The organism is Brevibacterium sp., assembly GCF_052105255.1.
Lineage (GTDB): Bacteria > Actinomycetota > Actinomycetes > Actinomycetales > Brevibacteriaceae > Brevibacterium > Brevibacterium linens_B.
Window position 1 is genome coordinate 1 of sequence record NZ_JBQDYQ010000042.1, and the last position, 19,297, is coordinate 19,297.

The 19,297-nt window shown below is 64.3% G+C and carries 20 protein-coding genes; 14 read left to right on the plus strand and 6 right to left on the minus strand.

The annotated features are described in order from the left end of the window. Positions 1-230, minus strand: a 230-nt coding sequence (locus tag ACTIIH_RS11590; protein WP_441451906.1) for a hypothetical protein, incomplete at its 3' end; no start/stop codon positions are given. A 210-nt stretch (positions 231-440) separates the two neighbouring features. On the opposite strand from ACTIIH_RS11590, the gene ACTIIH_RS11595 reads away from it, so the two are divergent. Beyond that, entirely contained in the window at positions 441-1,538 is a 1,098-nt protein-coding gene (locus ACTIIH_RS11595; protein WP_127363636.1) for a type I restriction endonuclease, read from the plus strand. A gap of 86 nt (positions 1,539-1,624) precedes the next feature. Here ACTIIH_RS11595 and ACTIIH_RS11600 read toward each other — a convergent pair whose 3' ends face one another. Both ACTIIH_RS11600 and ACTIIH_RS11605 read right to left on the minus strand, forming a co-directional pair. Then, positions 1,625-4,639 (minus strand): DEAD/DEAH box helicase, encoded by a 3,015-nt coding sequence (locus ACTIIH_RS11600; protein ID WP_441451908.1) that lies wholly within the window; start codon positions 4,637-4,639, stop codon positions 1,625-1,627. 12 nt (positions 4,640-4,651) lie between these two features. Then, a complete protein-coding gene (locus tag ACTIIH_RS11605; RefSeq protein ID WP_441451910.1) occupies positions 4,652-5,317 on the minus strand; it encodes a hypothetical protein in 666 nt (221 codons plus the stop codon). A 269-nt stretch (positions 5,318-5,586) separates the two neighbouring features. Here ACTIIH_RS11605 and ACTIIH_RS11610 point away from each other — a divergent pair, with 269 nt between their 5' ends. From ACTIIH_RS11610 to ACTIIH_RS11620, 3 genes are read left to right on the plus strand one after another with little or no spacing between them, the layout of a single operon-like run. Beyond that, positions 5,587-5,733, plus strand: a complete 147-nt coding sequence (locus tag ACTIIH_RS11610) for a hypothetical protein (RefSeq protein WP_441451911.1) — start codon at positions 5,587-5,589, stop codon at positions 5,731-5,733. Between the two features lie 30 nt (positions 5,734-5,763). After that, positions 5,764-6,174 (plus strand): VOC family protein, encoded by a 411-nt coding sequence (locus ACTIIH_RS11615; RefSeq protein ID WP_441451913.1) that lies wholly within the window; start codon positions 5,764-5,766, stop codon positions 6,172-6,174. Further along, positions 6,171-6,470, plus strand: coding sequence for a hypothetical protein (locus ACTIIH_RS11620; RefSeq protein WP_062860599.1), 300 nt, complete (start codon positions 6,171-6,173; stop codon positions 6,468-6,470). The genes ACTIIH_RS11615 and ACTIIH_RS11620 overlap by 4 nt, the downstream gene beginning before the upstream one ends. A 67-nt stretch (positions 6,471-6,537) precedes the next feature. Here the strand turns inward: ACTIIH_RS11620 and ACTIIH_RS11625 are convergent, their stop codons facing one another. Next, entirely contained in the window at positions 6,538-7,002 is a 465-nt protein-coding gene (locus tag ACTIIH_RS11625; RefSeq protein ID WP_101555809.1) for an SRPBCC family protein, read from the minus strand. Positions 7,003-7,256: 254 nt separating this feature from the next. Between ACTIIH_RS11625 and ACTIIH_RS11630 the strand changes: the two genes are divergently transcribed. The 8 genes from ACTIIH_RS11630 (at position 7,257) to ACTIIH_RS11665 (ending at position 14,194) form a co-directional block, all read left to right on the plus strand. Continuing rightward, complete coding sequence (locus ACTIIH_RS11630; RefSeq protein WP_441451915.1) at positions 7,257-8,984, plus strand: carbon starvation CstA family protein; 1,728 nt, start codon at positions 7,257-7,259, stop codon at positions 8,982-8,984. Between the two features lie 4 nt (positions 8,985-8,988). Then, positions 8,989-9,279 (plus strand): cory-CC-star protein, encoded by a 291-nt coding sequence (locus ACTIIH_RS11635; RefSeq protein WP_441451917.1) that lies wholly within the window; start codon positions 8,989-8,991, stop codon positions 9,277-9,279. After that, positions 9,270-10,235, plus strand: a complete 966-nt coding sequence (locus ACTIIH_RS11640; protein ID WP_441451919.1) for an ArsA family ATPase — start codon at positions 9,270-9,272, stop codon at positions 10,233-10,235. The genes ACTIIH_RS11635 and ACTIIH_RS11640 overlap by 10 nt, the downstream gene beginning before the upstream one ends. 143 nt (positions 10,236-10,378) lie before the next feature. Next, complete coding sequence (locus ACTIIH_RS11645) at positions 10,379-11,167, plus strand: helix-turn-helix domain-containing protein (protein WP_180959421.1); 789 nt, start codon at positions 10,379-10,381, stop codon at positions 11,165-11,167. Between the two features lie 125 nt (positions 11,168-11,292). Continuing rightward, a complete protein-coding gene (locus tag ACTIIH_RS11650) occupies positions 11,293-11,973 on the plus strand; it encodes a small multidrug efflux protein (RefSeq protein WP_101555805.1) in 681 nt (226 codons plus the stop codon). A 103-nt stretch (positions 11,974-12,076) separates the two neighbouring features. Further along, a complete protein-coding gene (locus tag ACTIIH_RS11655) occupies positions 12,077-12,799 on the plus strand; it encodes a homing endonuclease associated repeat-containing protein (protein ID WP_145997978.1) in 723 nt (240 codons plus the stop codon). A gap of 199 nt (positions 12,800-12,998) precedes the next feature. Next, the gene (locus tag ACTIIH_RS11660; RefSeq protein ID WP_145997977.1) at positions 12,999-13,580 is read left to right on the plus strand and encodes a hypothetical protein; all 582 of its coding nucleotides are present in this window, start codon (positions 12,999-13,001) and stop codon (positions 13,578-13,580) included. After that, positions 13,577-14,194: an OmpA family protein gene (locus ACTIIH_RS11665; RefSeq protein ID WP_240812185.1), complete on the plus strand. Its 618-nt coding sequence runs from the start codon at positions 13,577-13,579 to the stop codon at positions 14,192-14,194. The genes ACTIIH_RS11660 and ACTIIH_RS11665 overlap by 4 nt, the downstream gene beginning before the upstream one ends. A gap of 229 nt (positions 14,195-14,423) precedes the next feature. Here the strand turns inward: ACTIIH_RS11665 and ACTIIH_RS11670 are convergent, their stop codons facing one another. Beyond that, positions 14,424-15,605: a pyridoxal phosphate-dependent aminotransferase gene (locus ACTIIH_RS11670; RefSeq protein ID WP_441451922.1), complete on the minus strand. Its 1,182-nt coding sequence runs from the start codon at positions 15,603-15,605 to the stop codon at positions 14,424-14,426. Between the two features lie 171 nt (positions 15,606-15,776). Here ACTIIH_RS11670 and ACTIIH_RS11675 point away from each other — a divergent pair, with 171 nt between their 5' ends. Beyond that, on the plus strand, positions 15,777-16,505 hold the full coding sequence (locus ACTIIH_RS11675) for a VIT1/CCC1 transporter family protein (protein ID WP_101555800.1): 729 nt from the start codon (positions 15,777-15,779) through the stop codon (positions 16,503-16,505). A gap of 631 nt (positions 16,506-17,136) precedes the next feature. Here the strand turns inward: ACTIIH_RS11675 and ACTIIH_RS11680 are convergent. Further along, positions 17,137-18,591 (minus strand): NAD(P)/FAD-dependent oxidoreductase, encoded by a 1,455-nt coding sequence (locus tag ACTIIH_RS11680; RefSeq protein ID WP_441451924.1) that lies wholly within the window; start codon positions 18,589-18,591, stop codon positions 17,137-17,139. 179 nt (positions 18,592-18,770) lie between these two features. Here ACTIIH_RS11680 and ACTIIH_RS11685 point away from each other — a divergent pair, with 179 nt between their 5' ends. Then, on the plus strand, positions 18,771-19,193 hold the full coding sequence (locus ACTIIH_RS11685; protein ID WP_441451926.1) for a cupin domain-containing protein: 423 nt from the start codon (positions 18,771-18,773) through the stop codon (positions 19,191-19,193). Positions 19,194-19,297: the final 104 nt, after the last annotated feature.

The window sequence follows — 19,297 nt, forward strand, 5'->3', positions numbered from 1 at the left end:
GTGATCAGCGCGATCCTGACATGGCTCCGCCAATAAAGGAGACATGCCCTAGTCGGACGCCCCTGCGCTTTCTGCCCAATGGCGTTGCTTCGCGTCGAGGTGGGATCGGAGACTGCGGTTTCGCAAAGCGCCGCAAGCTCGTTGCGCGCCCGAGTCAGCTCTGATTCCAGGTACTCGATGCGGTGGATCAGCTGCATACGACGGTCGTCGTCGGTGGTGGGCCCGCCCATGGTCATCAGTGTAGAAGGTGCGCAGAAAGGTGCACAGCGGTGAAAGGTATGTAGATGAGTGAGGCGGTTACGTCGCAGACTGCTTCTTCGGTCTTGTCTGCGAGGTAGGGCCGGTAGAAAGTCAGACTTTTTGTTGAGGGCGAGTTTTCGACTGAGACGCGATACAGTTCGAACAGAGAAACTATGAATGACGTGAGTTTTGAAGAGAACGTGGATTTTGATGAACGCCTGTGGGCGCTGGCTTCCAAAGTGGGGAATCAGCGTGAGGCCATTCAGACTGAAGAGGCGACGAAGAACGCTTTCATCATGCCTTTCATTTCGACGATCTTGGGTTATGACATCTTCAACCCGCTCGAGGTGGTGCCAGAGTTCTCGGCTGACGTCGGGGTTAAGAAGAACGAGAAAGTGGATTACGCCATCATGCGTGATGGGGAAGTTCAAATTCTCATTGAGTGCAAGAAGTCGACCGAGCCGTTGAAGATCGAACATGCTTCCCAGCTGTTTCGATACTTCTCAGTCACGAACGCGCGAATTGCAGTGTTGACCAATGGTGAGGTGTACAACTTCTACACTGACCTGGATGCTCCGAACAAGATGGATGACAAGCCGTTCTTGGTCTTGGACCTCAATGATGTTGACGAGACTCTCCTCCCAGAGTTGAGGAAGCTGACGAAAGAGGTATTCGACCTCGATTCCGTTATCAGTGCAGCGGAAGAGCTGAAGTATGTTGGAGCGATCAAACGCGAAATTGCGTCTCAGTTCAAAGATCCTGACGAGGCGTTCGTACGACTTTTCACCAGTCGCGTCTATGAGGGCAGATTCACTCAAGATGCAAAGGCACAATTCACTCAGCTCGTGGCGAAAGCAACCAGGCAGTTCCTCAATGAAAAAGTCAACGATCGGCTGAAGACGGCGTTGGGAGCATCGGATTCAGTGCCGCCCACGGAGGCCGCGCCGGCTGATTCCGTGACCAGCGAACCTGTTGCTGAGTCAGATCTCGACCGGGACACGGAAATAGAGACGACGTTGGAAGAACTCGAGGGCTACCAGATCGTCAAGGCGATCAGCTGCAGTGAGGTGAAGCCCGAGAGAGTGGCTCAGCGTGATGCGAAATCGTACTTTGCCGTGCTTCTGGACGACAATAATCGCAAGCCGATCGCTCGCCTTCACTTCAACGGCAAGAAACAGAAATACTTGGGAACCTTTGACGCAGACAAGGTCGAAACCCGCCATCCGATCAATGGGTTGGAGGAGATCTACCTTCACGCGGAGACGATTCGGGGGACCGTGAATCACTATATGGACTAAGAGCCAGCGAGGCGAGAATATTTACTTTAGACCCCCTAAAGTAAATATTCTCGCCGCATCTATGAGCTTAGATGCGGAATCGGCACCTACCCCTCGAGCAGCCCCTTGATGTCCGCGGCGGTCACGGTCTGGCTGAAGGCCTGACCGCCGGGGCCACGACCCTGGTAGGTGCCGGAATCGGACATGAGGTCGTCGAAGAGTTCGGCTTTGCGCTTCTGCAGGGCGAGCACCTTCTCCTCGATCGTGCCCTCGGCGACATAGCGGTAGACCATGACGCTCTTCGTCTGCCCGATCCGGTGCGCCCGGTCGATCGCCTGATTCTCCGAGGCGGGATTCCACCATGGATCCATGAGGAAGACGTAGTCCGCCTCGGTGAGGTTGAGCCCGAACCCGCCGGCCTTGAGGCTGATGAGGAACACCGGCGCCTCACCGGACCGAAATGCGTCGACGACCGCCCCGCGGTTGCGCGTCGACCCGTCGAGGACGACATAGGGAATCCCGCGCGCGTCGAGGTCCGCGGCGACATTGGTCAGGAACGACGTGAACTGGCTGAACACGATCGACCGATGGCCCTCGGCGATGACGTCATCGAGCCGCTCCAGGAGCGCAGCCAACTTCGACGACGGCACCTCGGCATGTTCGGCATCGACGATCGAGGGGTCGAGCGCGAGCATCCGCAGCAGGGTCAGCGACCGGAACACGATGAATCGCTGCTTGTCGTATTCGCTGTCGATGAAGCCGAGGATCTTCTTCCGCTCCTTCTGCAGAATCCGATCGTAGAGTCTGCGGTGCGCGGCATTGAGCTCAACCGAGATAACCTGTTCCTGCTTCTCCGGCAGGTCAGCGGCGACGAGATCCTTCGTCCGCCGCATCATGAATGGCCGGATCCGCCGTTGCAGGCGCTGCATCCGTCCCGGGTTCTCGCCGGATTCGATCGGTCGGACGTATTCCTCCTCGAACCGATGCGGTGACGGAAACAGTCCCGGTGATGTGATCGAGAACAGCGACCACACGTCCTTCAGCGAGTTCTCCAGCGGTGTTCCGGTCAGCGCCAGGCGGAACGATGTGCGCACTTCCTTCGCCGCCAGGTGCGTCTGCGCCGACGAATTCTTGACGAACTGGGCCTCGTCGAGGATGAGCCCCGCCCACTCCATCCGCGAGATCGGGGTCTCCTCCAACCGGAGCATCGCGTACGACATGACGATGACATCGGTACCGCGAGCCACCTCGGCGAGGTCGACCCCGCGCGCCCGCGTCGACTCGGCCACGACACGGACATCGAGATCAGGGGCGAACGCGGTCGACTCCTTCACCCAATTCGGCACCACTGAGGTGGGAGCGACGACGAGGAAGGGGGCGCTCGCCTTCGCGTGCTTGATGAGTGCGAGCGTCTGCAGGGTCTTGCCCAAGCCCATGTCATCGGCGAGGATCCCGCCGAGGCGGCACCGGTACAGCAGCGCCAGCCACCGGAATCCCTGCACCTGATACGGGCGCAGGGTCGCACCGTTCAGGTCGGGCACCTCGGTGGCGGGCAGGTGTTCGAGGTCGGCCAGTGCGCGCACCGAGTCTCTCCAGGTCACGGCTGGTTCGGACTCGTCGGCGAGGTCCTCGAAATCCGACCACAGGCCCATGTGCATCCGGGAGATCTTCGGTGCTCCGGGTTCCCATTCGGGAATGAGGTCCGCCTCGGCGAGGAGGGCTTTGAGCTTGTCGAAGATCGGTTTGTTCAGCGACAGGAACGAATCGTCGGAGAGCTTGATCTTCTTCGTCCCGGCCGCCAGGGCCTTGTACAGCTTGACGAAGGGGACCGGGCGGCCGTCGATGCTGATCTGGAAGCCGAGGTCGAACCAGTCGTTCTTGTCCGACTCGACCGAGGTGATCTTCACGTTCGGTTCTCCGCCGAGCTCCCGGTAGGGCTGCTTCTTCCCGCGCGTGATGACCTTGACGTGCTCGATCTCCTCGAGCCCGGGCATCACGTTGACGACGAAATCCGCGGTGTCGGCGTCGTCGAGTTCGACGTCTCTGATGCCCGGCAGAGCGGAGCCGGTTTCGTGGGTGTCGGCGAGGAGTTTGTCGACCTCGGTGACGACGGCATCTTCGAAGTCGAGTTCGCGTTGCTCCGCGTATTCCCTCGCCGAGGCGGCGCTGAGCCTCAATCGGTCGATGACCGGGAAGGTGCGGCGGGGTCCCTGGTATTCCCAGTACCAGCGCAAGGAGAGTTTGTCGCCGGCGCCGAAGGCGGCGAAGACGACGAGGCGGGGCCGGCCGTACTGCGGGAAGGCGACGGTGGCGTCGCTGCTGATGACCTCGGCGCTGGTGCGCAGCTGCGGGTAGTACTCCTCGAAGAACTCTTCCGTCTCGGCCGCGGGGATCGTGATCGGCCCGGGGGATTGGAGCACGGGCAGCGCGGATTCCTTCGTCGGGGTCTCCGCGGGGGCGAAGGTGACGGTGAAACCGCTGGTGACGTCGATGCCGAAGAAGCCGTGCGTCCAGATGGGTTTGATCAGTCCGGGGGCATATTCGCGTTCGTCGATGGTCGCCCGCGTCTGCACGTGCAGGCGGTTCTGGCTGCGGCGGATGTCGATGGCGGCCTTCGCGTTGTGACCGATGCGGATGGTCATATCCGAATTGATGCCGACGAATTCGATGCCCAGTCTCTTCCCCTGCGTGAAGTGATCCCACAGCAAGGGAGTGCGGAAATCGCCGAGGTGGTACGGCGCCCCGTCGGGCGTGAAGTCCGTCTTCCCGCGGGTGCGCAGTCCCGCGAGCTGGGTGAACCATTCCTGGTGGGCCGGGTCGATGTCGAACTGCCGTGCCATGCGGTCGATGGTGCGCCAGGTCAGGGACTTCTTCACCCAGTTGCCGGATTCGCTGAGCATGAGCGGGCGGATCGCGAGGCTCGGATTCGCGCCCGGGGTGACGTCGTCCTTGTCGAGGAGGACGGAGTGCTGGGCTTCGAACCATGTGCGGGGGATGACTTGGACGAGCTCGAATCCCAGCGCCACGGGCGTGTGCGAGTGCGGAGCCGCCTCGGCGAGTGGGGCGAAGGCATCACGCCAATCGGCGGGGATGGCGGTGTGGGTCGGTCGATTTTCGGGCACGGAGACATCCTCTCACCGCTCACCGTCGTCAGTCGTCGTCCGGTCGTCCTCGTCTCGGCCATCTCCGTCCGGTGCGTCCGCTCGTGAGCTGCGGTCGAAGAGGACGATGAAGGTCGCGACCGCGAGCACGAGTCCGGAGGCGACGACGGCGATCGGTCCGAAGCGGAAGGGCAGCACCTCGTGGAGGAGGCCGCGTACCGTCGACGTCGGATCCGCCAGCGTCGCAGCGGTGAAGATCGCGACGAGGACGGACACGCCGAGAGCCGCGAGGCGATTCCACCGGCCGTCGACGTGGTGGGACAGGAGCCGGCCGGCCTTGATGATCCGCCCGGTGCGCAGGATCCGCAGGGCACCGATGAGGCGGATGAGGCGGAAGAGCTGCACGGGTCCGAGGGCGAAGAGCACGCCGAGGATGATGAGGATGGTGAGGACGATGAGCCACAGGTGGCGGCGCAGCCACGCGACGCGGTCCTCGGAGACGATGAAGAGGATGAGCGTCTCGCCCACGAGCACGAGCCCGGAGAGGAGATTGACGATGCGGCCGGCGGCGCTCCACGGCTCCGAGAGGAAGGAGAGGAACACGGCGGGAATCGACACGAGTGCGGCGATGAGCACCGGCATGGCCAAACGGCTGCGCCAGCGGTCTTCGCGGGACGCAGGCGTCGGATGATCAGTCATGGCATTCCCAGGATACGGGCCTCGGTCGGTGTCAGGGGCGCGGAGTAGCCTGGTCCCTATGAATGGGAACAATGAGGTTCACACACAGTTCTTCGACTCCTACACCCGTGCCCTGATCGATCGGGAGGCGGCGGCGATCGCCGAGCACTACGCGGTGCCGGCGCTCATCGAGTTCCCTGGGCAGCGGATCCTGGTCACCGATGCGGGACAGACCCGTGACTTCTTCGCACAAGCCGTCGGGCAGTACGACGGGGGATACCGCTGTCGAGGTGGCTGCATCGACCGCACACAGCATCTGGGTCGACGTCACTTGGACCTACCACGGAGGTGCCCTCGACGAGCGGAACATGTACCAGCTCGTGCGGACCGACGAGGGCTGGAAGATCGCCGTGCTCACCCCGCTGGAGTACGGATGAACCCTGCGAGACGGGCGAGGGGGACGCTGCATGCCTGAGTATCCGCAGCTGCTGCACACCGTCATCGACACGACGGAGCCGAGACGATCAGCCGAGTTCTACCGACTGCTGCTCGGCTACATCTATCGCCCTGGTGACGAGCCGTCGACAAGCGAGGTCGACGAAACAGACTGGTTGGTGCTCACCGACGCCCAGGGGCATCGGAAGCTGGCTTTTCAGCAGGTCGACCACTTCGAACACACCACTTGGCCGCGGCCCGATGTGCCGATGCAGATGCACCTTGACTTCACGGTGTCGGACCGGGATGCCCTCGAGTGCCAGCGTGAGCGTGCGGAGGACTTGGGTGCCCGGCTGCTGCTCGACCGCACCGACGATGACGACGAGCCGCTGTACGTCTTCGCCGATCCCTCCGGCCACCCGTTCTGCCTCTTCGTCGGATGAGCGTGGACGACTACACCGACGACGAGAAGTGGCTGATCGTCACCGGGCGGAGGTGGCGACGAACCGATCCGGGCCTGGAACCGCGCGTGGTCGAGGAGCTCAAGAGCCACCTCGGTGCGGCACGAAACGCTGTCGGGAAAGCGAAGAAGGCGGGTGCGGAGGACGATCTGGCCGAAGCCCGGCGGCGGGTGAACGCCGCGAAGATCGGGCTCGGCGAACGTGGCGACTACTGGTGGGAGATGGCGATAGAGGATCGGCGTGCGCGCGCGGAAGCGGCCCTGAGCGAACTGCGGTGAGTTCGCTCAGGGCCGCCGGAAGCTAGCGGGCGCTCCGCAGGGTTGTCCAGCGGATTCCCGGCAGCGTTCAGTCCTGCGAGACCGCTGCGGCGAGATTGCCGAGCGAGGACTCGAGGTCCTGTTCGCTGACGACGGGGAAGCTGATCTTCTTGAGCAGCTCCTTGTCGGTCACCGCACTCCAGTCGTAGGTGACAGAGACCTCGGTCGAGTGCCGACCCAGCGGCGTGAGTTCCCAGACCCACTCCCAGCCCGGAGGTTCTTCGCCTGCCGGCGCGGTCTTCCAGGCCAGCAGCTTGTTCTCCTCATAGCCGATGACGTGGTTGTCGGTCTTGTAGTCGCCGCCCATCTGATCCCACTGCATGTTCATGGTGAACTTCTGACCGGTCCTGGTGATGCGATCGCTCGTGTCATCGGAGACCACCATGCCCGAACCGTCGAGCTGCGCGTGACGCTCCGGATTGTTGAGGACGTCGAAGATGTCCTCGGGTGCCGCATCGATCGTTCTCGAAGCGCTGACTTTCGTATCGGTCATTGACTTCGCCTTTCGTTGACGGTCATCAGATCTCAGGGCTCCGGCACGGGAGACCGGTGCCCGGTTGCCACGCTATACCCTCTCCGGTGCGGCGGCTAGAGGGGTCGGCCGCGGCGGATGCGCAGCCGGCAGGTCTCAATCCGGTGACGCCGAGGCGGTATTGACGGAGAGCTTCGAGCGCGCTGATAAAATGCTGGGAAGAACTGCAGTGACGATGCGCAGAAGCATCGTTCGACTCCGAAGGGAGGGTCCTCATGGGCTCCCTGTTGATTATGATCATCGGGCTGGCGATGCTCATCGCCGGCTATCTCCTCTACTCGAAGTTCCTCGGGCGCAAGATCTTCAAGCTCGACGACTCCTTCACCACTCCGTCGCACGAACTCCACGACGGGGTCGACTACGTGCCCACGAACAAATACATCCTGTGGGGCCACCATTTCACCTCGGTGGCCGGAGCCGCGCCCATCGTCGGCCCGGCCATCGCCGTCATCTGGGGCTGGCTGCCCGCCCTGCTGTGGGTGACATTGGGTACCGTCTTCTTCGCAGGCATGCACGACTTCGGCACGCTCTGGGCCTCCGAACGCAATAAGGGACGGTCGATCGGAGCCCTGTCGGCGCGCTATATCGGCAAGCGCGGGGCGAACCTCTTCCTCATCGTCATCTTCCTGCTGCTGCTCATGGTCATCGCGGCCTTCGCCGTAGTCATCAAGAACCTGCTCATCAGTACCCCGTCCGCCGTGATCCCGGCCTGGGGTGCGATCGGCGTGGCGCTCATCGTCGGTGTCTGCGTCTACCGTCTGCGGGTGCCGCTCATCCCCGTCACCATCGTCGGCGTCATCCTGCTCTACGGCCTCATCGTGCTCGGCAACTATGTTCCGGTCGCCCTGCCCGATGACTTCCTCGGCGTGGGACCGGCGACCTTCTGGATCGTCGTGCTCTTCGCCTACGGAGCGATCGCCTCGCTGCTTCCGGTGTGGGTCCTGCTGCAGCCGCGCGACTACATCAACGGCGTGCAGCTGTTCATCGGACTCATCCTCCTCTTCGGCTCCGTGCTCACGGCGACTCTGTTCTCGGCGACGAAGCCCGAGATCGTCGCCCCCGCCATCAACACCGCAGTGCCGGAGGGCACCCCAAGCATGGTGCCGCTGCTGTTCGTCACGATCGCCTGCGGTGCGATCTCGGGTTTCCACGGCATGGTCGCCTCGGGGACGAGTTCGAAGCAGCTGGACAAGGAGACCGACGCCCGTTTCGTCGGCTACTTCGGGGCTGTCGGCGAAGGGCTGCTCGCCCTCGGCACCGTGCTGGCCATCATCGGCGGCATCAAGTCCACCGCAGCGTGGCACGAGATCTACTCGGCCTTCGGCGAAGGCGGAGTCGGGGCCTTCGTCCAGGGCGGCGGCGCCCTCATGGAGCACGGCCTCGGCCTGCCGGCATCGCTGTCGGCGACGGTGCTCGCGACCATGGCGGTGCTTTTCGCCGCGACGACGATGGACACAGGCATGCGTCTGCTGCGCTTCGTCATCCAAGAGGTCGGCGATGCCGTGAAGATCAAGATCACGAACGTCCCGGCCACGCTCCTCGTCGTCGTCATCGGCCTCGGCCTCACCTTCTCCCAGGGGCTCGGCGGCGAAGGCGGACTGCGGATCTGGCCGCTGTTCGGCACGACGAACCAGCTCATGGCATCCCTGTCGCTGTCGATCATCGCCGTCATCCTCATCCGCAAGCGGCGCAACCCGGCACCTGCCCTCGTGCCGCTCGTGTTCGTGTTCGTCATGTCGTTCTGGGCGGCCATCGAGCAGCTCGTCAGCTTCACCACGCCGGGAAATCAGGACTGGCTGCTCTTCGCCATCGACGTCGTCATCATCATCGCCAGCATCTGGGTGGCGATCGAAGCGATCCAGGCGATGCGGCGAGCATGGGCGGAACCGCCCGAGGACCCGGACGCCGACGAGCAGCTCGTCGCGACCCGAGAGAACGTCTGAGCCGATGTCCCAGTCGCATTCCGGGAGCACGGGTGGTCTCGGGCAGTGGTGGTCGTCGTTCCGGGACGGACTCGTCGAGTTCTATGTCGGCCCCTACCGGCAGACCCTCAAGCGCGAACAGCAGGCCGAGGACGACTTCTTCACCGTCGTCGTCCTCGGTGAGGCCCTCGGGGTGCCCGACCCGGCGGCCTACTACACGGCCGAGCTCATGCCCGCCCTGTGGGAGAACTTCCATGCCTGGCATCGCCGCATGGGGCTGCCCCGTTCGCCCCTGGACCACATCGCATGCTGCTAGACATCGCGCGCGACCACCGGTGCCTGTTCGTCGGCGGCAAGGGCGGGACAGGCAAGACGACCGTCTCCTCGGGGCTGGCCATGGCCCGGGCCGACGACGGCGGACGCGTCCTGCTCGTGTCCACGGATCCGGCGCACAACCTCGGCGACATCTGGGGACAGGAGCTCGCGGACGAACCTCGGCGGGTCCATACGGGTGAGCGTGGATTCGTCGATGCCCTCGAGGTCGACCCCGAAGCGACGATCGACGTGCACTTCGCCTCCGTCGAACGGATGATGACGCGGATGCTGCCCGAGAGCACTCACCGCGCGGCTCGGGCGCACCTGGCCTCGGCCAGGTCGGCTCCCGGCAGCCACGAGTCGGCGGTGCTCGAGCGGATCGCGACGATCCTCGCCGAGGCGGCCGACTACGACCTCGTCGTCGTCGACACGGCGCCGACCGGCCACACCCTGCACCTCCTGGCGCTGCCGGAGCGACTGACAGATTGGGCGGAGACGCTGCTGTCCAACCGCGACCGGTCCGAGCGTTTCGCCGCCGCGGCCCGTCACCTGGTCAGCCCCAAGGAGGAGACGCCGACGCCGGATGCCGAACTCCGGCAGAGGCTGCAGGCTCGTCGCGATCGCTTCGCCGCGCTGAGACGGTCCATCTCCGACTCGCGGCAGACCGGGTTCCTCATCGTCACGATCGCCGAGCAGCTGCCGGTCGCCGAGACGCTCGGTCTCGTCACCGACCTCGGCGGAATCGGCATCGAACTGTCCGGGATCGTCGTCAATCGACGCTCACCGGCCGACGCCGGAGAGTTCCTCGCGGACAGACGACAACGGGAGGACGAACACGTGTCACGGCTGAGGTCCGCGGTGCCGACGGTTCCGCTGGCACAGCTGCCGCTGACCGCGACCGAACCGACCGGGGTCGGGGGGATCACCGGTCTCGCGGCTCTGCTCGCCGAGCGCTGAGCTCGGCGGGACTCCGCGCGCTGCGGTGGCCGCTCGACCGTGTGCCGAGCGTGGCCGTTCCGATCCGGCTCCACCTATGCGTCCGTTCCAATTAGACTGGTGCGCATCCGCGATCGACACGGCACCGGCGGAAGGACCTGACCGTGGGGTGGAGCACGAGCGAACTGGCGCGCCTGACCGGAACCACGGTCAATACGATTCGGCATTATCACAAGCTCGGGCTGCTGACTGAGCCCGAACGGATGAGCAACGGCTACAAACAGTACGGTGCCTCCCACCTGCTGCGACTCCATCAGATCCGGCGAATGCGCGAGCTCGGGATTCCGCTGTCCGACATCGGGTCGGTCGACGACGACCACGAACAGCAGCAGCTCGCCCTCAAACAGCTCGAGGGTGACCTCGATGAACAGATCGCAGCTTTGGAAAAGGCCCGCGCCGAGGTGGTCCAACTCCTCGAACACGGGGCGCCGATCGATACGGCCGCGGGTTTCATCGACATCGCCGCGCGGATGTCGAGCGCGGATCGCAGCCTGATGAACATCTACTCGAGCCTCTACGAAGACTCCGCGTTGGCGGAGATGAGAACCATCATGTCCGAGACCACACCCTACGATCGGGAGATCGACGAACTCGCCGAGGATGCCGATGAGGACACGCGGACGCGTCTGGCCGAGCAGATCGCTCCGAGCATGAAGCGCCATCTCGAGACCAAACCCTGGCTGCTCGCACCGACCGAGCGGATGACCGGGGACGTGAAGATGGGACAGGCCGCGATCATCGGCTCCATCAGCGAGCTGTACAACGACGCGCAGATCGACGTCATCCAGCGGGCGTTCATCGCCGTCTTCCCGACGCTCGAGATTCCGGACGAAGATCGCGAGCGGTTCATTGCCTTCATCAAGCACGTTGCCGCGCAAGTGGAAGAGAGCTGAGGATTCGCAGGGTTCGCCGATGAGGGCTTGACCCTGTTCCGAGAACACAGTCTGTACTGAACGTATCAACCATCAGATCCGGCTCTTCCGGGCCGGGATCTGACCAACACGTTCAGGAGGACACCATGAACCCGATCATCGAATTCTTCCAAGGTCTTGCCGCTCACGTTCCCGACCTGCTCCAACCATTCATCATCGCCGCCGCCGGAGCCATCCCCTTCATCGAGGGAGAGATCTCCTCGATCATCGGCGTCTGGGCTGGGATGAACCCCGTGCTCGCCGGCATTGCCGGGGCCATCGGCAACTTCGTCTGCGTCACTGTCATCGTGCTCCTCGGGGCACGGGCCCGTCACGCGGTCGTGAGCCGTCAGAGGGGAAAGCGAGAACTCGCGGCCGTCGGCGCAGGCGGTGGGGGCGGGTATGCCGGTGCCGTGACGGCTGAGTCCGCGGCGTCGAACTCCGGTGCCGATCTGTCGGGGACCGATGCTCCCGCCGACCTCTCGTCGATTGAATCTCCCGTCGATATCACTGCAGGCAGAACGGCCGCGGAGGGCCACCTCGGTGAGGGTGAGAAGTCCGAGTCCAAAGGGCGAGTCAAGTTCAAGAAGTTTCTCACCCGTTTCGGCGTCCCCGGGGCGAGCCTGCTCGGACCGCTCGCGATTCCTACCCAGATCACCTCGACGATTCTCGTCAGCACGGGTGTGAAGACGTCGTGGATCCTGCTGTGGCAGGGCATCGCGATCATCGCTTGGACGACCCTGACCACTCTCATCGCCACCGGCGCGCTCACGCTGCTGGCCGGCTGAATTCGGCTCATTCGCACTGCGCGAGAGAGGAAGCTCCGTGACTTTCGCCCACCGCCGCCCGGTGCTCGGCGCGCAGGAGCCTGAAGATCGTAAGATGGAGTGGATGTCTGATTCCGGGAAAACTCACACCTCGTCACCGGCCGTGCTCGGAGCGCTGCTGTTCATCACCGCGCGCAGCCTCGACGACGCCGACGTTCCCGGCACGCCGGCGAGTGCCGACCCCGCTCAGCTGAGCCCGGCAGACAAGGAGATCCTCGCCGAGGTGGAGCTCGCCCTGACCGCCCAGACCGACGATTCCGGTCGGTCCGAGAGCTCAACCCCGACCGACGATTCCGCGCAGTCCGGAGCAGCCGCGCCGACCGACGACTCGACGTCGTCGGTGACATCGACCCTCGCCGAGGTGGCCGCCGCCTTTGCGCACGTCCGTGGCCGGGCGGAGGTCCCGAGCCTGACCGCCAGCCGGTACGACCGTCTGCGCAAGACGGTGCTCGAGAGCCTCGGTGCCGCCTCGGCGCAGGGGGCCACGATCTGGCCGCCGACCAGCCAGACCGCGGTGCAGAGGTTCGGGTCGTGGAACGAAGCGCTCAAGGCAGCAGGTCTGGCGACGAACAAGACCGGCCGAGCCAAGGGGCAGCTGCGCTTCGATGCAGATGCCTATGCCACGGCGATCGCCGAGTTCCTCGCCGACTGCGAATCCCGTGGGACCGCCGCGACCTACAAGGCCTACACGGAATACGCCGCCGAGCACAAGGGCGAGGTGCCCTCGGCAGCGGCGGTGCGGAAGTTCTACGGTTCCTGGAACGCCGCGCTCGCCGCCGTGCGGTGAGGGAAAAGCGCAGGAACTGTGCGGTTCTGCCTCGTGACCGACTGATCACCGGTACGGCTGTCCCGGAGATTGCGGGACTTGTCTGACGGGGACTTCTTCGCCGTCGACCCCACCGGTGCTACCGTGGACAATCGAGAATGACGGGGCTGTCGGCATCGGTGGTTTCGTGCCATGACCGACGACGGAAAGACAATTGATCGTGATCTCGACCAAACTCGCCCGGGGCCTCGCCGGTGCGGCCCTCTGCGCTCTGGCCCTCACAGGCTGCACCTCGTCGCAGGATTCGGACTCCAACGACAAGGACTCGGCGGCCGACGGCGGGAACGGCAGCAGCGACGGCGCGGCGCCCGGCGTTGAGAACATCGATCCCGACGACGTCATCGTCAAACAGGACGTCACTGTCCCGGGATCCGACAAGAACAAGGCGACCATTGCCATCCACTCGCTCGAGGTCGACGGGAAGACGCAGACCTTGACGATGGTCGTCACGCCGCACTTCACCACGGCCGACAGCGACGCTTCGATCAGCGTCTACGACGTCTGGGGCGAGAACAAGTTCGACCCGCAACTTGTCGATACGGACAACCTCAAGGTCTATTCCCCGATCTCGGACACCTACGAAATGTGGGCCTCGGATTCGGTGTTCACGGAGACGAAGAACAACCGGCCGATGATCGTGTGGGCCGTCTTCAAGGCTCCGGAGAACGACATCGATGCCGTCGACATCCGGGCTCAGGAGAACTGGCCGAAGTTCACCGACATCCCGATCACGGAGTCATGATGCGTCGAGGGAACACCAGGAAGTGCACCGCTGTTCTCGTCGGCGTCGGACTGCTGATCGGTTCCGGGGCAGGCGCGACGGCCGGTGCCGGCGCCGGCATCGCCGCCGAATCCGATCCGACGTCCCCGGCGGACCTGCCTGAACCGACACAGGAGCAGCTGGATTACTCGGTCCAGCGGTGGGAGCCGAACAATGTCCAGGAATGGAACACCTCGGAATCCGTCGTCCCACTCGTGACGAACAAGAAGGACGGCGACGACGCGGTCATCACCCTGGCCAGCGACATCCTCTTCGACTTCAGCAGCGCCGAGATCTCCGACAAGGCCGAGAAGGCCATCGCGAAGACCGTGGAGAACGTTCCCGACGGTACAAAGGTCACAGTCTCCGGATACACCGATTCGATCGGCGACGATGCGGCGAACAAGAAGCTGTCGAAGAAGCGGGCGCAGGCTGTGGCCGATGTCATCGCCGACTCACGGTCCGGCCTCGACCTGACGGTCAAAGGCCTCGGCGAAGCAGACCCGGTGGCGAAGAACACGACGAAGAAGGGTGAGGACAACCCGCAGGGACGGGCGAAGAACCGACGCGTCGAAATCAGCTACGACGACAGCTGAGTGTCGGGCAGTGCCTGTTGAGGGCCATTCTTCATCGACCGCGCATCGTCCCACCGACCGCTCGCGTTATACGCTGCGCGGTCGACGCTAAGTTGAGCGCTCGGCGGCCCAGCTACCGCTGGCTGATCGCTCGCGGGCCCAGCTCCCGCGGGCTCATCGTTCGCCGGCCCAGCCACCGCGGGCTCAGCTCCAGCGGGCTCAGCGCTCGCTAGCTCACCGAGCTGCGGCATCACCGCCCAGCGGCGAAGGCCTCCAGCCGGTTGCAGGCGGTGGTGATGGTCTCGTCCGAGACTGCGAAGGTCAGCCGCAGGTAGCCTTCGCCGGCCGGTCCGAAGGCCGAACCTGGAATCGTCGCGAGATTGTGCTGCTCGAGCAGCTGGGTCGCCAGCTCCCAGGAGTCCAGCCTCCACTCGGACACGTTCACCCAGGCATAGAACGTCGCCGCCGGGCGCAGCAGACTCAAGCCCTCGATGGCGTTGATGCGCTCGACCATGAGCTCACGCCGCCTGGCATACGAGGCGACCATCTCCTCGACCGCGGTCTGCGGTCCCTCGATTGCGGCGACCGCTGCCTCCTGGACGAACCCGGGCAGACTCGAGGTCAGGCCCTCCTGCAGCAATGCCATCGGCGCGATGAAATCTTGCGAACCGATGACGAAACCGCACCGCCAGCCGGTCATGGCATAGGTCTTCGAGAAGCTGCCGATGGCCAGGAACCGATCGAACTCAGCTCCCACCTCGGCGGTGGACGGTTTCACCTCGGCGATGGAGGTGTATTCCACATCGAAGACCATCTCGTCATAGACCTCATCGGAGATGACGGTGAACCCATGCTCATCGGCCAGCGCAGCGATCTGCTCGAGGTCGGCCCGATCCATGACCGAACCCAAAGGGTTCGACGGACTGTTGATGATCACGGCCGCGGTCTTGTCCGTAATCGCAGCGCGGACATCCTCGGCGCGGAGCTTGAAATCATTGTTCTCGGTGACACGAACGGACACGGCAACTCCGCCGAGGCGGTGCACCTGCCCCAGATAGTTCGGGAAGCTCGGGTCGGGGATGATGACCTCATCCCCTGGAGCGACAGTGACGTCGAGGGCGAAGGTGAGCGCCTCCATCGCGCCGAAGGAGACCATGACGTTCTCGGGCGTGATGCTGCGATTCCACCGGGCCGAGTACTTTCCGGCGATGGCGGAGCGCAGTTCGGGGATGCCCGCATTGGCGACGTAGCGGGTGTTGTCGTTCTCGATCGCACGGATGCCGGCGGCCTTGATGTGCTCCGGAGTGGTGAAGTCCGGTTCGCCGACGGTGAGCTTCACGGCATCGGGGAAGTCAAGGGCGAGGTTGAACATCTTGCGGATGTCTGAGGCCGGGTAGGAGGCGGCCATGGGGGAGATGCGGGATTTCGTCATGGCTTCAGTCTGCCTCTTCCTCGCGAGCGGAGGCAGAGGGCACCGCTGCGTAAGACCCGAGGACGGTTCCCACGGGCTCCGTGTCGGCTTGGTGGAACGGTCCTACGTCGGTCCTACGTGCCTCGCTCCGCCGTTTACGTGCGCGGCGTCACAGCGCCTACAATCTGCACCATGAGGAACACCCGCGGCCACGAAGCCGAGCGAGAAGAACCACACCAGATCGATGGCCTGGCACAGCGACTCAACTGGCTTCGTGCCGGAGTGCTCGGCGCGAACGACGGCATCGTTTCGACCGCCGCCGTCGTGGTCGGAGTCGCTGGCGCGACGAACAGCTTCACGCCGGTCCTGCTTGCCGGCGCGGCCGCCGTTGTCGGTGGGGCGATTTCGATGGCCCTCGGCGAGTACGTTTCGGTCTCGAGCCAGCGTGACAGCGAGCGGGCCCTGATCGACAAAGAGCGAGAGGAGCTCCGAGTCGACCCAGATGGCGAGCTCGAGGAGCTCATCGGGCTGTATGAGACTCAGGGGCTCACGCGCAGCACCGCGGAGGTGGTGGCGAAGGAGCTCACCGAGAAGGATGCGCTCAAGGCGCACCTCTCGACGGAGCTCAACATCGACGAGGACGACGTTGTGAACCCGTGGCAAGCAGCGCTCGCCTCCGCGCTCTCGTTCTTCGTCGGCGCGCTCCTGCCGATGCTCACTATCCTCTTCCTGCCGACGTCGATGAATATCCCGGTGACGTTTGGTGCGACCATCGTCGCCCTCGCGATCACCGGCTACGTGGCGGCGTGGGTCGGCGGCGCGAACAGGTGGTCCGCCGTCGCCCGCACCTGTATCGGCGGCGCGATTGCGCTCGCCGCGACATTCCTTGTGGGTATGCTGTTCGGCACCTCGGTGGCCTAGGGCCTGGTTCGTCACCAATTTTTTGTGGAGCTGGGATCGTGGCGAGAGCTGCCCTAGTTCTACGGCCCCCAGCAGGCCATGCGGTCGGTACGCGTTGCACCAGTGAACCCAATCTGCAGTGGCGATCTCGACACCAGCAGTGCCCCTTCACGGCCCCCTATTTCGAATCAGCTCGGCTTTGCCACGTGAGTTCAGTGCCTTGGCAAGGTCATTATCGGATGAATCGCCACGAGATCCGACAGGCCCGACGGTGTCTTGTTCGGCCAGGTCCTCGCGACAGCGGAATGCTCGATACCGGACCCTGGGATTCGAGCGATGCACCAGACCGGGCAGATCCCCATCGGCACGTCGACGCTGGCAGATCCCCATCTGCGGGGCGTCCCGAGCCACCTCGGTACGCGACGACCTCGATACCTGCCAGCCGACGATCTCGCAGGTGATCACGACCGACGTAAGCCCGCTCTGTGAACATTGGAGGTGCCGCTTTCCGAGGGGGCAGGTGAGGTCCGCCGCGAAGAAAGCCGACTACAGGATCTGGTCAGCTCGGAGCAGTTTCCGGTTCTCTTTCTCGAGATCTATGATTCGCTGGACATCAGCGGTGGTGGTGCCGGACCGGTCACTCTCGACCGGCCTACTCGTGCAGGCCCGCCAGCCGGGATCCGAGTCGGGCGAGCAGGCTCGTCTTCTTCGCCCCGGTCACCGACTCCCACGAGTCGGCGAGGCCGAAGATCTTGTACATCGACCGGATGCCCAACCACCGAATCGGTTCGGGCTCCCACTGCCCGGAGAAGTGATCGTTCCACGGCAGCGCGGTCAAGGGCGTTGATGCTCCGGCAGCCCGATCGAGCAGTGTCTTCGCCGCCAGATGAGTCGCCGTCACCCCGTGTCCGGCATAGCCGCGGGCCACTCCGATGCGCTGTGTGGGATCGAAGAAGATGCCGGCGCACCAGTCTCTGGTCACTCCGAGCGCACCGCGCCAGGCATGAGCAACCTCGAACTCGAGGTCCGGGAAGAGCGAGGACAGGCGCCCGGCCAACAGGTCGACCACCTCGGCGGGGACCTCACCGTCACCGGGCAGACCCGACCGGAAAGCATAGGGCGCCCCACGGCCGCCGAGCGCGATCCGGCCATCGGCCGTGCGCTGGGCATAGATGAACGTGTGCGCCGTGTCGCCGAGGCATTCGCGCCCCTCCCAGCCGATCGACGCCCACGCCTCGTCCGCCAGCGGCTCGGTTGCGATCATCGACGAGAACACCGGGATGACCTGACGTCCGGCCAGGCCCGGCAGGTCGCCGCCGACCGTGTCCGAATACCCCTCGAGACACACGAAGATCGTGTCCGCGCGCACCGGCCCGCGGTCCGTGGCGACCGAATTCTTTCGGATATGCCTCGCCGAGGTGGCCTCACAGATGGTTACGCCCTGTTCCCTGAGCACGTGGCCGAGTCCCCGGGTGAGCAGTGCAGGATCAATGGCGGCGGTACCGGGGAAGTAGAGGCTGCCAAGCGCCCCGTCGACATTGATGCGTTTCCGAGTCGCCTCGGCGTCGAGGAACTGCATGTCTTCGGGCCCATATCCGAACTGCTCATTGCCGGCCTCAAGATCGCGCAGCCGGGACAGGCCGGCCTCCGTTTGAGCAATGTCGATATGGCCGCCGCGGATTTGGTGGGCATCGATGCTTTCAGCTTTGCAGACGGCGAGGACCTCGTCGATGGAGTCGAAGAGCGCGGACTGGAAGGCGCTGACGCTGGCCACACCGTCGAGCCCTGCCGAGCCGACCGGTCCGGAGGGATTGTTCTTCCGGGCACGGTCGACCGCCTCGGCGAACTTGGTGCGGTTGCCCGGCAGCAGGGTTGAGAGCCATCCGCCGTTGCGGCCGGAGGCACCGTAGCCGATGTAGCGGGCCTCGATGATCGTGATCGCCCAATCGGGGTGAGCCTGCCTGGCGTAATAGGCCGACCACAGGCCGGTCAGTCCGCCGCCGACGATGACGAGATCCTGCTTCTCGCGCGGCAGCGGTGCGGGGTCGACGTCGTCGGCGGGGGAGGCCGCCAGCCAGTGCGAGGCTTCACCATTGAAGTAGGACACGGATCATCTCCTGAACTCGAGGCAGACCAGACGGTCGCCTACGGAAACAGTTCTATCCCACGACTGATGGGAAGTAAATAGTTGCGTCGATTGAGATCGCATGCTGAAACGAATTCATCGCCCTACTGATTTCTTCGTCATGGCGGAGAGTGGGCGGGCCATCTGCTTACACTGGTCGCATGAGCGCGATGGAGCCGATCAACACCCACGATTTCCCACTCAGCCACGAACCCGTCGAGGACTGGCAGAATGTTCCGGCCGCCTCGGCGGGAGAAGCCGACACGGTCGGCTCGGTCGAGACGGACGGGTCGGTCGCCTCGGCGATGGAGTCGGTGACGACGGGTTTCGCCGAACTCGGCACCATCGGCGGCGCCGATTTCGGGCTGTGGGAGATGAGCGCGGGAGCGATGCGGGATATCGAAGGCGACGAGGTCTTCCTCGTCATCTCCGGGACCGGCCGCATCGAATTCGACGAACCCCGCCGTGACCCCATCGAATTGGCGCCGGGGTCGCTGGTCCACCTCGACGAGGGGATGAAGACGCGCTGGTACATCGACGGTGCTCCGCTGCGGAAGCTGTTCATCGCGCCCAGCGAAGGGTGAACTTCTGGTGAGCAGGGTGCGCAGGGCTGAGGTAGTCGGGAAAACGTCATGGGCGCGGATCATCCTCGTTGAGTATTGTCGAAGACAGCCCGATCGGACGAAAG